This window comes from Acidovorax sp., assembly GCF_046314175.1.
Lineage (GTDB): Bacteria > Pseudomonadota > Gammaproteobacteria > Burkholderiales > Burkholderiaceae_C > Acidovorax.
Map to the genome: position 1 here is coordinate 1 of NZ_JBKBXG010000040.1, position 14,368 is coordinate 14,368.

Here is a 14,368-nt window from a genome sequence, read left to right on the forward strand (position 1 = left end):
TTTCACTCCCCCCTCTCCCCGGCCCTCTCCCACCAGGGGAGAGGGAGTGAGGGGCGATCTGAGATGTGTGAAAAATCGAGCCAAATTGGCCTCTATCGCTTATCCAGTAAGCGCTAGCAGCTATTGAAAATATAGCTGCTAGCGGCATCGCACCGTATTCAACCCCTTGGAGCCTCCATGCCAAGACCCGTCACCCTCTTCACCGGCCAGTGGGCCGACCTGCCACTGGCAGAACTCGCGCCGCTGGCGAAAAGCATGGGCTACGACGGCCTGGAGCTGGCGTGCTGGGGCGACCATTTCAATGTGCAGGAGGCGCTGGCGTCGCCCCAGTACGTCAAAGACAAACATGCACTGCTGGCCCAGCACGGCCTGCAATGTTTTGCCATCGGCAACCACCTGGTGGGCCAGGCCGTGTGCGACCTGATCGACGAGCGCCACCAGTCCATCCTGCCGCCGCATGTGTGGGGCAACGGCGAGCCCGAGGGCGTGCGCCAGCGGGCCGCGAGCGAGCTGGCCGACACGGCGCGCGCTGCCGCGAAGTTTGGCGTGAAGACGGTGACGGGCTTCACCGGCTCGTCGGTGTGGCATTCGATCTATGCCTTTCCGCCCACCACGCAGGCGTACTGGGACAAGGGCTTTGCCGATTTTGCGAAGCGCTTCGGCCCCATCCTGGATGTGTTCGAAGCGCACGACATCAACTTTGCACTCGAAGTGCACCCCACTGAAATCGCGTTCGACATTGCTTCGGCTGAGCGCGCGATTGCGGCGGTGGGCGGCAATACGCGCTTCGGCTTCAACTACGACCCGAGCCACCTGGCCTACCAGGGCGTGGACTACGTCAAGTTCATCCGCCAGTTTGGCAATCGCATCTACAACGCCCACATGAAGGACGTTTGGTGGGGCAAGGGCGACGGCACGGTGGGCGTGTTTGGCGGGCACACCAGCTTTGGAGATGCGCGGCGCAATTGGGACTTTCGCAGCGTGGGGCGCGGGATGATCGATTTCGAATCCATCATCGTTGTGCTCAACGACATTGGGTACCAGGGCCCGCTGTCGGTGGAGTGGGAAGACAGCCGCATGGACCGCGTGCACGGCGCCACGGAGAGCGCGGCGTTTTGCAAGCGGCTGGATTTCAAGCCCGCCGCTGGCGCGTTCGACGCCGTCTTTGCGCGGGACAAGCAGGCCTAGCCGCACTCCTGCATAAAACCGACAACAACAACACACAAGCCAGCAAAGGCGTTTCGTATGTCCAGTCCCAAAAAGCTCCGCTACGCCATGGTGGGCGGCGGCCATGGTGCCTTCATCGGCGCAGTGCACCGCAAGGCGATGGCGCTGGATGGCCAGTTTGAACTGGTGGCGGGCGCACTCTCGTCATCGCCCGAACGTGCCCGCGCATCCGGCGCCGAGCTGGGCCTGGCGGCTGACCGCAACCACGGCAGCTGGCAAGACCTGCTGGCCGACGAACTGCGCCGCAGCCCTGACGAGCGCATCGACCTGGTGAGCATCGTCACCCCCAACCATGTGCACCACCCGGTGGCGCTGGCGTTTGTGCAGGCAGGTTTCAACGTGGTGTGCGACAAGCCGCTGGTGCACACCCGCGCGCAGGCCGACGAACTGGTGGCGGCCGTGAAGAAGGCGGGCACCGTGTTCGGCGTGACCTACAACTACACCGGTTACCCGATGGTGCGCGAGGCGCGCCACCTGGTGCAAAGCGGCGCGCTGGGCGCGATCCGCAAGATCACCGTCGAATACAACCAGGGCTGGCTGGCGACGGCAGTGGAAGAGGGTGGCGCCAACAAACAAGCCGACTGGCGCCTGGACCCCGCGCGCAGTGGCAGTGCGGGCACCATGGGCGACATCGGATCGCACGCCGAAAACCTGGCCGCCACGGTCACTGGCCAGCGCCCCGCATTTGTGTGCGCCGACCTCACGGCGTTTGGTGCAGGGCGGCGGCTGGATGACGATGCCCAGCTGCTGTTGCGCTACGACAGCGGCGCACGCGGCTTCATCGTGGCATCGCAAGTGGCTGCCGGGCTGGAGAACGACTTGCGCCTGCAAATCTCGGGCACGCTGGGCACCATCACCTGGCGGCAGGAAGAGCCCAACCATTTGGTGCACTCACCAGTGGACGGCCCGCGCCGCATCCTCACGCGCGGCGCCCCCTGGCTCAGCGAATCGGCGCGCCGCGCAGGGCGCATTCCCGCAGGCCACCCCGAGGCCTTTATCGAAGCCTTTGCCAACGTGTACCTGGGCGTGGCCGCTGACATCCGCGCACGCCAGTCGGGCACGGCTGCAGACCCACTGGCCGCCGACTACCCCCGCGTGGAAGACGGCGCGCAGGGCGTGCGTTTCATCGAGAAGGTGGTGGAGTCCGCTGCGAGCGAGCGCAAGTGGACGGCGATGGGTTGAGACCCATTCACGCGCGCTGGGTTGGTCTAGTGCGGTGTTGCACGCTGTCCGGCATTTGAAACCGCGTCTTTTCGGCCAGGGCGGCGTTGCAAATCTTTGCGATACCTACGGATATCGCAGTGGTTTGCGCCTGGCCCTGACCAAAAATCCATCGGTTTTAAATGTGCCGTCAAGCATGCAACACCACACCCGCTGAGCACTTGGGCGGCGCCTGAGAGTTGGGTCTTCTTTCGCTCCGCGCCCCGAAAGCGTCATGACGCATGACCGTCTGCACTGGTCTTGCGCATTCGGCATCTGCGACGGGTAGCAGCCGATTGCATGCACAGCGGCATCGGGCGCTTTAGCCGGTAGCGCAGTGATGTCGACCGCGACCTACCCAGTCCACTGACAAACACGCTTAAAAAAACAAGGGTATTCCCTTGTTTTTTTCGATAGTTAAAAATTATCGAATTGCATGTTTAATTGTTTGTATTTGTTTCTTTCGTGTCACTAATACATAAGCACTATGGATTGTTAACGACTGTTGCGCGATGCTTGCGCACCTTCAAATGATCATGTGAAGACTATGGATGGATGAGATAAGTCCATTGATTTCATTAAGGAAAATTGGGTTTTTTGCGATTTCGTTTCTTCTGAATTGCCGCGTTTTACGCGGCTTGAAGACCACTGAAATTGCAGTTTTTTGGGTTGCTTAGGCATGTGCAGTTTTCACTTGTTAACAATGGTTACGTTTGGTAGCCTCCGCGCTCACTTCTATTTCAACGCTTGAGGAAATCATGCGATCACTCTTCCCCGTCCTGCCGTCTCGGCGCATGCAACGGCCCGCTAGCCCCCGAGCCGCGCAGGGTGGTTTCACCCTGGTCGAGCTGGCAGTTGTTCTGGCCGTCATCGGTCTCATCATCGGCGCTGTGGCCATCGGCAAGGATGTACAGCGCAACGCTGAATACACCAAGATCAAAAACAAGTTTGTGGACCAGTGGGAGCAGGCTTACAACCAGTACTACCAGCGCACTGGCGTGGTGGTGGGTGACAGCCAGATAGCACCGCGGATCATGGTCAACGGTGCGGCATACACAGCGGCTGTCGGTGCGCCCACCTCGGGGGGCAACATGGCGACTCTGGTGGCTGTTGGTGCCGAGCCCGTGCCTGTGTGTGCGCGCCTTCCTGAGACAGGTGTGATGCGCAGCAACACGCCAGTGGTCACCATGCGCGACATGATGACGCGCGCGGGCATTCGCATGCCCCCAGGCCGCGCTGAAGGCCAAGAGGACCTATTTGTCTATACGGACACAAACGGTTCTCCGCAAGAAATCCAAGTTTGCTTCCAGTGGAATCGCCCCACAACGCCCGAAGGTGCTGGCAACGTGATGGTGATCGCGGGGCTGACGCCAGATCTGGCCCGCATGCTGGACCAGATGATTGATGGCAAGCCAGATGCCCAGGAGGGGCGGTTCCGCCTTCGTGGCATCGCCAATGGGACACCCAACGGCCCCGGTGTCGAATGGTCTGCCAACAACACGTTTGGTCGAGGGGCCGCAACGCCCGCAGCTCAAACGCAAGGCACCACGCGCGATGAGGAGCAGGTCATCACGCTGACCGCAATTTACAAGATGAACCAGTAAGGCCGTGTCAGGTAAACACCATCATGAAACACCTTTCCAAGACCCTCAGCCGTAGCTTGCGTTCCAGTCAGCAGCAAGGCTTCACCCTCGTCGAACTGGCAGTGGTGCTCGCAGTCATCGGTCTCATCATTGGAGCTGTCGCCATTGGCAAAGATGTGCAGCGCAACGCCGAGTACACCAAGGTCAAGAACAAGTTCATTGATCAGTGGGAGCAGGCTTACAACCAGTACTACCAACGGACCGGTGTGGTGCTCGGCGACAGCCAGGTCGCCCCTCAGAACATGGTCAACGGAGAGCTGTGGACCAATAACGGCGCTCGTCGTTCGGGGCGCAACATGACCAACCGTGCCGTGACGCCTAACGCTATCTGCCGCGCTGCAGCAGGCCAGGGAATGACTCGCGGATTTACAAGCGGTACCGATCCTGATCTGCGCGAGTTGATGACTCGTGCCGGCATCCGCATGCCTCCCGGCCGTGCTGAAGGACTGGAAGATCGTTACGTATATTTGGACAGCAACGGGAACCCGCAGGAAATCCAGGTTTGCTTCCAATGGAATGTGCCCCTCGCGAGTGGATCGGCAGTCAACGCAATAGGTGAGGGCGCTGGCAATGTGATGGTCATTACCGGGTTGACGCCTGACCTGGCCCGATCGCTCGACCAGATGATTGACGGCAAACCCGATGAACGCGAAGGCCGGTTCCGCCGTCAAGGGGTTCTCAACAACGCAGGCGGTGCCGTCAACGCCCCAGGTCAGGAATGGAACCGCAGCAACCGCGATCTGATCGGCACCAACAACAACCAGGGCTTTGACGAAGACCAGGTGGCCATCGTCACTGCCATCTACAAGATGAACCAGTAACTGGTCGTCAACCCCTCTTAAACCCGTATCTCATCCGTTTCGACTCATCGCCGGAGATTTTTAATGTCTAAATCCAATTCATTTCGCAGGCTTGGCCGCAAGGTCCAGCAAGGTTTCACCCTGGTAGAGCTGGCCATCGTGCTCGCTGTCATCGGTCTCATCATCGGTGCGGTTGCGATTGCCAAGGATGTGCAGCGCAATGCTGAATATCAAAAGGCCGTCAACAAGTTTGTTTACCAGTGGAAAATGTCATACGACCAGTACTACCAACGTACCGGTGGCGTGCTGGGCGACTGCCAGCAGGCGCCAACGTACATGGTTGATGGCTCTGAAACTACCATTAATAACGGCAACGCGTGCAGCCGCGCTGGCTCCATGGCAGTACCAGGGATTCCAGCCAGCTTTGCGGGCCGCGGCTCCAAGATTTGTGCGGGGCAAGGTTACGCGGCGGGTGCGGTGGGTGATGGCGACGCCGCACTTGCGACTCTGAATCTGCGCGATTTGATGACGCGTGCTGGCGTTCGTATGCCTCCGGGGCGTGGAGAAGGACACGAAGACCGCTTCTTGTACATCGACTCCAACGGCAACCCAGCCGAGCTGCAGGTGTGTTTCCAGTTCAATGCGAGCGGCACTGCCAGCGGTGCTGGCAATGTGATGGTTGTTCGCGGTTTGACCCCGGATCTCGCGCGCTTTATGGACCAAGTGATCGATGGCAAGCCTGATTCGCGCGAAGGACGATTCCGCATTCAAGGCCGCCCTGCGCATGCCAACGGCGGTGCGAATCAGGCGAACGCACCAGGCACCCAATGGGAAGCCAACAACACCCTGGGCACCAGCCTGGGAGGGGGCGCCGGAGCGACTGCCATGACTAATAACGATGCGCGGCCAGGGGTAGTAAACAATCCGAACAACAGCGCTGGAGGCACAACTGACGGCCGTACTTTGGACGAAGACCAGGTCATCCTGCTGACCGCCCACTGGATCATGGAGCAGTAATTGAACGCGACCCGCACGCTCAAGCTTGTCTCTCTGGCGCTGGCTACCGCCTTGTTGGGTGGTGGCGCCTGGCTGGCGCAAAGTGGGCTCAAGCGCCTGGCGTTTGAGCGCCAGCAGTACGCTCAGCTGCAACTGGGCCTGGACAACGCCCGTCGCCTGATTCCTGAAGTGCAGCAGCGCGAGCAACTGGTGCGGTCGATCAACGACGTGGCGCGGCAGGTGGAGCGCATGGGGTTTGACCCTTCGCAATGGGGCGAGCGCAAGTTGCGCCGCTCGCAGGGGCCTGCCACCCGCGTTGAGGCTGCGCAGTTTCTGGGTGAGTTGGGGCGTGGCGGCGCAGGTGCCATTTTTGTGGCCGACCTGTTCGACATTTCCACGGTGTCGCCTGAGGCAAGCCTTTTTCTGCCCCCGCAGCCGGGTGACCAAGGCCTGACGCTGGGCGTCAGCGGCACGCTGCACTTTCAGACGGTGTCTGTTTCGCAACCCCTTCGGGCAAAGCCATGAGCACCGAGCATATTTATCGCGTTACCAATGCGGGCTGGCTGCATTGCCATGGCCACCGGGTAGAGGATGTTCCAGCCTGGCCGCGTTTGACCCACACCGCCCTGGTGGTGCTGGACCTGGACGATGTTTTTACCGATGTATGGCGCTTTGAGGGCAAGTCGGACTACGCGCAGGCGCTGGTTGAAAAGCGCGTTCGCACGCAAGGGCTGGTCGAAGGCGCTGCACACATCGTGGTCCACCGCCTGGTCAAGATGCCGGGCGGGTTTCAGGTGTATTTCACCGCCATCTCTCTGGAGTTGTGGCAGCGCTGCACGCAGTGGGCACAAGAGCAGGCGGACCATTGCCTGGTGATGACCGCTGGGGGGCTGCTGAGCCATGGTGTCTCCAGCGGCCACGCGCGCGTGATGCTCTCGCAGCGTCGGCTGATGTCCTTTGCACAGACAGAAGAGGGCATGGTGTTTGGCTCTACCCAGGCACTGGGTTCGGGCGTTTCGGCCATTGCCAGTGCGGCTCAGGTGCTGACGGCCAACCAGGGTGCATTGCTGACGCGGCTGGGTGCCGATGGCGTGGAGTGGGGCACGATGTGGACCACGAACACCGCTGACATCGACACCTGCGTGGCGGCTGTGCGCAACGTGCTGGGTGGTGCTCCGGGTGTGATGCCAACCACAGAGCTGGCCATGGGCGGCGAACGTGTGCACACCGTGTTGCCTGATCTTGCAAGAGACGCTGCGGGCCGGCACGCGCTGAACCCGCTGGTGGAACGTGTGGCATGGCGCGCCGAGCGCTGGGTGGCTCCGATCACTGTGGTGACGGCGCTGGTCGGCGTGGTGCTGGTTGCGCTGGGTTTTCTGGTGGGCCAGTTGGCCGATCAGCAGCGTGCAGACGGGCAGAGCCAGCGCGGCGAACTGGAGGCACTGCAGCAACGCATTCAAGCGGTTTCAACCGTCGAAGCACCGCAAAAGCTTTTGCCTGTGGCCGAGTTCTCTCGTGCGCTGGACGAAGGCGCGCGGCATGACCCGGTGGCTTTTCTTGCGCTCCTGAAGTCGACCGCTGGAAAGGATATCCGTATACAACGCGTGCGCCTGGAGACGGCTACTGGGGTGGATAAAGGCCGTGCGTTCCGGGTCGACGGCGTGATGGCGGCTGGCGCATCGGCATCGGTGACCCGTTGGGTGTCCCAGATGATCGCGGCCGGTTGGACGCTCAAGGCCGTGGACCCTACCTTTACGGGCCCTGGCGCTTTCTCGTATGAGCTGGTGTCGTCGGTCACAGCCACAGGAAACGTGAAACCATGAAATTCGCAGCTTTGCTTTTGAATGGCCTTGCCATCCTTTTATTGGGATGGGGGCTGTATGGCGTGGTTCAGTTGAGCCAGGCGCGTACGCCTTCGGTGAGGCCCATCGTTACTGAACTGGCGCCGTTGCCCCCAGCCTTGCGCAACGACCAGGCCCGTGTGGTGAATGCTTTCGACGCCATGTCGCGCATACAGGCACAGGCGTCCAGCGCCGGTACCGACCCACTGGGGTTGATTGCGTTGCCTTTGCCGGGCAGCGAAGTGGTGGGCAGCGTGCAATTGCCGCGTCGCTCGTTGTCGTTGCACCTGGATGACCTGTCGGCAGAAACGCAGTCTGTGGTGATTGACGGTCATCTGGCGCGCCAGGGCGCGCGGTTGGACGACGGCGGCCGCATTGTGCGCGTGCGCCCCAACGAGGCGGTGGTCACCGAGCGGCTGGGTCGCCAGACGCTGACCTTGCCTCAGGGCGATCTGCGAGTGGGTACGTTGCGGTGGGCCGATGGCTCGCTCGCGAGCGTCAATTCGCAGGAGTTCAAAGCCGGCCTGCCAGGCGGCCAGCCAGGCCCCATCCGGACCCTGCCATGAACCAAAAAACAACCTGTGCGAGTGTTTTGGGGAGCCTCGTGCACCTTTGTGAACCTCTCGTCCTGAACATTTCAAGAATCACGCTAGCAGCGCCAAGGACAGCGACATGAACCATTCTTCGTTTCTCAAGCCCGTGGCGCTGGTATGTGCCGCACTGGTGCTCAGTGGGTGCGCCAGCCAGACCCCACGCAGTGCGTCGAGCCTGCCCCCGCCGGACACCGCCGCGGCCGACCAGATGCGCGAACATGCCGCGCAAGAATCGCAGCGGCTTCTGATTCATCAACAACTGCTGCTGGCCGAAATGAATAAGGCGGCGGCTGCACCGGTCATCGCGCCGGTGGCGCCCGTGTTTGATCCGCTGGAAGGCAAGCTGATCAACGTGGCGATGTCCAAGGCCAGCATCAGCCAGATCCTGAGCGCGTTCGCCGATGCCGGCAAGCTCAACCTGATCGTGGACCCTAATGTGCTCAAAGGCGGCCAGCTGGCGGACATGCACCTGCGCCAGGTCACGTTGCGCGAAGGTTTCAATGAAGTGCTGCGTACGTACGACGTGTCGGGTGAGTTCCGTGGCAACACGCTGCGCGTGAACCTGACAGAAGAGAAGTTTTTTGCGCTCAACTTCCTGAACACCAAGACCAGCATTCAGATGGGTTCTGGCGGCAATGTGTTTGGCAGCGGCAGCTCTGGCGGAAGCGGAGGTGGCAGCAGCGGTGGCAGCGGCGGGTCGGGCGCCCAGCAAGGCAGCCTGACGATGTCTGGCTCGGGCGGCAGCAGTACCGACCCCTATATGGAACTGGAAAGCGCCATCAAGGCGGTGCTGGGTGACAACGCACAGGACCGCGCCGCACAACAGCAGCAACAGCAGCAGCAAAACGTGGGCATGTCGGCCAATGCAACGTCGTCGTGGGTGGGCACTCCTGGAGCAGTCCGTCCCCCAGCCTTGCCCCAGGCGCCATTGGCCACGATGGGCGAGGACAGCGGTTTCACGCTCAACAAGATGACCGGCACGCTGTACGTCAAAGCCCGTCCTTCAAAGATGCGCGCAATAGAGAAGATGCTGGCCCAAGTGCACAAGGTGCTGGGCAAGCAGGTGTATGTCGAGGCCCAGCTGATCGACGTGCAACTGTCAGACAACTTCGAGTTTGGCGTGGACTGGACGTCGCTGCGCAGCCGCCTGGCGACAGGTTTTGGCTCGTCGCCCATGCAACTGGGCGGCAGTTCTGGAATCCTGCCCAATGCAGGCACTGGCTACCCCGCGCGTGCCATCTCGATCCCTGCCGCACTCATTGGCAGTGTTGCAGGCCCCGCGCTCGGCATGTCGTACCAGGGCAGCAACTATGGGATCGTGATCAACGCGCTGCGCTCCTTCGGCAACCTGAAGGTGCTGTCCAACCCGAACGTTCAGGTGCGCAATGGCACCCCCGCACTGTTGTCGGTGGGCACCAGCTCGCGCTATGTGTCGCAGTCGGCATCCACGCAGACCGTGCCCGGCGGCGGGGCTTCGACCACGTCGTCGAGCGTGCAGACCGACACGGTGTTCTCGGGCGTGATGGTCGGCGTGTTGCCGATGGTCCGCGACGATGGCCGTATCGAATTGCTGCTCAACCCCATGCAAAGTGATGTGGACCCTGCCAGCCTGCAACTGGTGGCTGTGGGCGGCGAAAACCTGGTGTCACTGCCCAAGGTGAGCTACAAGGGTTTGACCACCACACTCAACGTGGGTGACGGTGACGTGGTGGTCGTCGGCGGCCTGATCGACCAGCGCTCTTCCAACAATGACCGGGGCGCGCCGGGCATCTCTGATGTGCCATTGTTGGGCAAGCTGGTGGGCAACGAGAACAAGGTGCACGGCAGCCGCGAGCTGGTCATCGTCTTGCGGGTGCGTGTGCTATGAGCCTCATCCACGACGCGCTGAAGTCCATGGATGCGCCACAACAAGACCCCAAGCTGGTGCTGGCGCGCGCGCCTGTCACGGCGGCGCGTCGTCGCCCTGCATGGCTGGATGCCCTGCTGGCGTTTGTGATTGTGGTGGGTGTTGGTGTGGTGGGCTGGCTTACCTGGCAAAGCCAGGTCAAGCCCCGTGCGGACCTGATCCCCATGGCAACTGCCCCAGTCAACGCAGTGGTGCCGCCGGATGCATCGTCCGTGACACCCATGCCAGCTACAGATGTCTCGGCTCCTGCAGCCGTGCCTGCAGCGCTAGAGCCCGCAGCTACCGTGGCAGCCACCCAGGCACTTGCCGCGCCCATGGCGTCGCCAACACCGATTGCTGCGCCCATCAATGTGGCCCTGCAGGCGCCTGCCGTGGTTGCCCCCTCAGCCCCCGTTGCTACAGCAATGCCCAGAGTCTCCACCCCGGCTGTGGCGATGGAGCCCGCCGCAATGCCCGCACCTGCAGCGCAGGCGACGCCACGGCCCGTTCCGCAGCGTCAAGCGCGGTCCAGCAGACCTGCTGCGGCCGCTGAAGCGCCGGCTGCGGCACCCGTGGTGGACGATACCCCGGTGGAATGGCTTTTTGCCCGGTACGTGACGGCGATGAAGGAAGGCCGTGGCGCTGATGCCGAACATGCGCTGGGAACCCTGAAGGAGCGTTTGCCCGCCGGGTCCATCGGTTTGCTGCGCGCCCAGGCCTGGTATGACCTGCGTGCAGGGCGTGACGCAGCTGCGGCCGATGGCTATCGGGCCATCATCGAACGCATGCCTGGCGACGAAGAAGCCGCTATCAACCTGGCTAGCATCCAGGCCCGTCAGCAAAAGCCCGAAGAAGCCCGGGCAACGCTGGATGCGGCCGTGCGTCTGCAGCCCGACTCCGCCGCCTTGCGCGCGGCCCTGGCCCAGTTCACTCCCGCGGCGCGGTAACGAATGACAGTCAGCTCCATCTATGCAACGCTGGGTTTGTCGCGCAACCCATTTCCTCCCACGCCGGATGCGGGATCGTATTTCTTTACGCCCCGCCTGGAGGAGGACTTTGCAGAAATCGTCCATTGCATCGAGGCCCGCAAAGGCTTTGTGCTGCTGACGGGCGAAGTGGGGCTGGGCAAGAGCACGCTGGTGCGGCGCTTGCTGGACACATTGCACGGCAAGAACTGCCACTCGGCACTAATCCTGAACACCTTTCTGCAGGACAGCGCCTTGCTGTCGGCCATACAGGCCGACTTTGGGCTGCCACCCACGGAATCGGTAGACCAGGGACTTGCGAACCTGACCGAGTTTTTGATTGCCAAGCACCAGGCGGGCGATATCAACCTGCTGGTGATAGACGACGCGCAGAACCTGAGCGTTGATTCGCTGGAGCTTGTGCGCTTGCTGTGCAACCTTGAAACCGGGCAGGAGAAGCTGCTGCAGATCCTGCTGGTGGGCCAGCCAGAGCTGGAAGAGACGCTGGCAACGCCTGAGCTGCGGCAACTCAAGAGCCGCATCGTCAAACATGCACGCCTCAATGGCTTGCACAAGGACGAACTGGCGCGCTATTTTGATTTCCGCGTGAACGCGGCAGGGGCCGAAGGGCGCGTGTCCATCGAGCCTGCTGCAGTCGATGCGTTGCACCGCGCCACGCAGGGCAACCTGCGACGTATTCACCTGGTGCTGGACCGCTGTCTGTACGGGCTGGCCAGCACACGGGGATCGGTCGTCACGTCGGCACTGGTGCAGCGCGCAGTGGCAGATTTGCCCGCCCTGGGCGATGAAGCCAAAGCCGTCGCAGGGCCGAACACGCCACGCAACCGCAAGGCCTGGATTCTTGCGGGTCTGCTGGCCGGCACCACCGCCACGGTAGCCATTGCCAGCTTTGGGCTGGTGTCGCAGCAGACCGGCGCTCCCAGCGCAAAAGCTGAAGCAGTGGCTATGACTGCCGTGGCCTCTGCACCAGCTCTCCCTGGCGCGTCAGCGGTTGCTGCAGTCGAGGTCGCGATGTTGCCTGCCTCTGCGCAGGCGGCCACGCCGCCCGCAGAGGTTTCTCCCCGTCGTGCCTGCGAGATCCAGCTGGAGGCGCTGGCCACCCCCAACGAAGTCGTGCATGCACAGCGCCTGCCTGACAGCGTGACCGGCAGTTTGAATCCCTCGGCCCGGTTCTGCCGTTTCGTGGTGGGGCAGGAGTCGTGGGTGGCCTGGCTGGGCCGCGATGACGCCCGGCACATCGTGGCGGCGCAGGAGGCAACGCGCAAGGTGCAAGGCCGGCTCAAGCGCATGGGCCTGATGGATCTGCGCGAGCTGGATGACGGACTATTTGGTTCCAAGACTGGGGAGGCGCTTGCCCGCTTTCAGCAGCAACACGGTTTGGCCCCCACGGGCAAGCCTGACGAACTGACCTTCTTACTTTTGGAGCACCAGGATGCATCCCCCCGCTGAATCACTGCTGGAGACCTCAGGCCAGTCAACACCAACTTCTGGTGTATCTGCTGCTGATCGCCTGGCGGTCCTCAGAGAAAAAAGCCCCTCGCTGGGCGCAGCGCTCGTCAACGCCGGGCTGGTGTCGGCCGTGGCCATCGACTACGTCTTGCAAAAGCAAAAGATCGAGAAGGTGCCCATGGGCAACCTTCTGGTGGAACTGGGTTTCGCCAGTGCTAATGAGGTAGCGCGCCAGCTCGCAGGCCAGCGTGGCCTGCAGTTTGTGAACGCCAGTGAGATGCCCGAGCCAGATACGGCGGTGGCAGGCCTGTTCAACCGCGCGCTGTGCCTCAACTACGGGTTCTTGCCCGTTCGTGAAAACGAAGACGGCCTGATTGAGGTGGTGCTGGGTGACGCGCAGCCCGACGCAGTGACCGAACTGGTGCAGCGCAAGCTGGGCAAGGGCTGCCACTTCTCCCAGGGCGAGTTCGACAGCGTGGCGCAGGCCATTCAGCAGCACTATTACTTTGCCGAGCATCCGCCTGCACGGCTGATCGAAAGCGAGGTGCGCAAGCTCGAAGCCGATGTGGACCGTGCCTACAGCCCCGCGCGCCTGCTGGAGCACATGCTGCACCTGGCCGTGCGCGAGCGCGCCACCGACATCCATCTGGCGCCCACAGCGCGAAGCCGCTCGGTGCTGCTGCGGGTGGACGGCGTGCTGCGCCCCGTGTTTGCCCTGTCGCCCGCGCTGGACCGCCTGGTGGTCTACGTCAAGCTGCAGGCCGACATGGACGCCAGCGAGCAGCGGTTGCCGCAAGACGGCAGCTTTACCGCGGTGGTGATGGAGCACAACTTCACGATTCGCGTGTCCACGCTGATCTCTGAATTTGGTGAGCGCATGGTGCTGCGCTTGCTGCCAGAGCGCAGCAACCTCGACAAGCTGGCCGACCTGGGCTTCATGGAAGAAGACGTGGCCGTGATGGCCAAGGCGTTCTCTCGGCCCCACGGGCTGATCCTCATCACTGGGCCCACCGGTTCGGGCAAGAGCACCACCTTGCATGCAGCGCTGCGCATGCAGCCGCTCATCGAGCGCAACGTGCTCACTGTGGAAGACCCGGTGGAGTACCGCGTGCCCGTGGCCTGCCAGACCGAGGTGAACCGCAGGGCCGGGTATGAGTTTGCCAATGCTATGCGGCACTTCTTGCGGCACGACCCGGACATCATTCTGGTGGGTGAAATCCGCGATTCGGAAACAGCGCGCGCTGCGCTGGATGCGTCGTCCACCGGCCACCTGGTGCTGTCCACACTGCACGTGGGCACCATCTTCGGCGTCATGCCCCGGCTGAAGCTGCTGGGTGTGGACACCGAGACGATTGCAGAAAACTTGGTGGCCGTCATCAACCAGCGCCTGGTGCGCCGGATTTGCCCGCACTGTGCCACGCCACGCCAGGCAACGGACGATGAACGGCGTTGGCTGGGTAAGGGACACGCCGACGACGGCGTGCAGGTGTTCCACGGTGTGGGCTGCCACCATTGCCGCGATACCGGCTATCTGGGGCGTTTGCCTGTGTATGAAATGCTGGTGGTCAACCGTGACCTGGCCGACGCCATTGCGTCGGACGCGTCGCGTGCCGAGATGCGGCAACGTGCGCTGGCCGCTGGCATGCGCCCCATCCTGACCCTGGCGCGCCACCGCGTACTGGCGGGCGAGACCACCATGGAAGAAATTCTGCGCACGGTGGGTGAGGACTGAGCCTCTTTGGCGAAAG

At 62.4% G+C, this 14,368-nt stretch carries 12 protein-coding genes; all 12 read left to right on the forward strand.

Features of this window, described 5'->3' with window-relative positions; translation table 11 throughout:
- Positions 1 to 177 precede the first annotated feature (177 nt).
- The 12 genes from ACK4OE_RS13015 to ACK4OE_RS13070 all read left to right on the forward strand — a co-directional run bounded on the left by ACK4OE_RS13015 (position 178) and on the right by ACK4OE_RS13070 (position 14,352).
- The gene (locus tag ACK4OE_RS13015) at positions 178 to 1,188 is read left to right on the forward strand and encodes a sugar phosphate isomerase/epimerase family protein (RefSeq protein WP_409885233.1); all 1,011 of its coding nucleotides are present in this window, start codon (positions 178 to 180) and stop codon (positions 1,186 to 1,188) included.
- Positions 1,189 to 1,245: 57 nt separating this feature from the next.
- Positions 1,246 to 2,409 carry a Gfo/Idh/MocA family protein gene (locus ACK4OE_RS13020; RefSeq protein WP_409885234.1) on the forward strand — a complete coding sequence of 388 codons (1,164 nt, stop codon included), beginning with the start codon at positions 1,246 to 1,248 and terminating at the stop codon, positions 2,407 to 2,409.
- A gap of 812 nt (positions 2,410 to 3,221) precedes the next feature.
- Positions 3,222 to 4,031, forward strand: a complete 810-nt coding sequence (locus ACK4OE_RS13025) for a type II secretion system protein (RefSeq protein ID WP_409885235.1) — start codon at positions 3,222 to 3,224, stop codon at positions 4,029 to 4,031.
- Between the two features lie 23 nt (positions 4,032 to 4,054).
- Positions 4,055 to 4,891, forward strand: coding sequence for a type II secretion system protein (locus tag ACK4OE_RS13030; RefSeq protein ID WP_409885236.1), 837 nt, complete (start codon positions 4,055 to 4,057; stop codon positions 4,889 to 4,891).
- 63 nt (positions 4,892 to 4,954) lie between these two features.
- Positions 4,955 to 5,887 carry a type II secretion system protein gene (locus ACK4OE_RS13035; protein ID WP_409885237.1) on the forward strand — a complete coding sequence of 311 codons (933 nt, stop codon included), beginning with the start codon at positions 4,955 to 4,957 and terminating at the stop codon, positions 5,885 to 5,887.
- On the forward strand, positions 5,888 to 6,391 hold the full coding sequence (locus tag ACK4OE_RS13040) for a hypothetical protein (protein WP_409885238.1): 504 nt from the start codon (positions 5,888 to 5,890) through the stop codon (positions 6,389 to 6,391).
- A complete protein-coding gene (locus tag ACK4OE_RS13045; protein WP_409885239.1) occupies positions 6,388 to 7,689 on the forward strand; it encodes a hypothetical protein in 1,302 nt (433 codons plus the stop codon). The genes ACK4OE_RS13040 and ACK4OE_RS13045 overlap by 4 nt, the downstream gene beginning before the upstream one ends.
- Positions 7,686 to 8,273 carry a hypothetical protein gene (locus ACK4OE_RS13050; RefSeq protein ID WP_409885240.1) on the forward strand — a complete coding sequence of 196 codons (588 nt, stop codon included), beginning with the start codon at positions 7,686 to 7,688 and terminating at the stop codon, positions 8,271 to 8,273. The genes ACK4OE_RS13045 and ACK4OE_RS13050 overlap by 4 nt, the downstream gene beginning before the upstream one ends.
- A 106-nt stretch (positions 8,274 to 8,379) precedes the next feature.
- Positions 8,380 to 10,167, forward strand: coding sequence for a pilus (MSHA type) biogenesis protein MshL (mshL, locus tag ACK4OE_RS13055; protein WP_409885241.1), 1,788 nt, complete (start codon positions 8,380 to 8,382; stop codon positions 10,165 to 10,167).
- A complete protein-coding gene (locus tag ACK4OE_RS13060) occupies positions 10,164 to 11,132 on the forward strand; it encodes a tetratricopeptide repeat protein (RefSeq protein ID WP_409885242.1) in 969 nt (322 codons plus the stop codon). The genes mshL and ACK4OE_RS13060 overlap by 4 nt, the downstream gene beginning before the upstream one ends.
- Before the next feature lie 3 nt (positions 11,133 to 11,135).
- The gene (locus ACK4OE_RS13065; RefSeq protein ID WP_409885243.1) at positions 11,136 to 12,620 is read left to right on the forward strand and encodes an ExeA family protein; all 1,485 of its coding nucleotides are present in this window, start codon (positions 11,136 to 11,138) and stop codon (positions 12,618 to 12,620) included.
- Positions 12,604 to 14,352 carry a GspE/PulE family protein gene (locus tag ACK4OE_RS13070; protein WP_409885244.1) on the forward strand — a complete coding sequence of 583 codons (1,749 nt, stop codon included), beginning with the start codon at positions 12,604 to 12,606 and terminating at the stop codon, positions 14,350 to 14,352. The genes ACK4OE_RS13065 and ACK4OE_RS13070 overlap by 17 nt, the downstream gene beginning before the upstream one ends.
- The last annotated feature ends 16 nt before the right edge of the window (positions 14,353 to 14,368 follow it).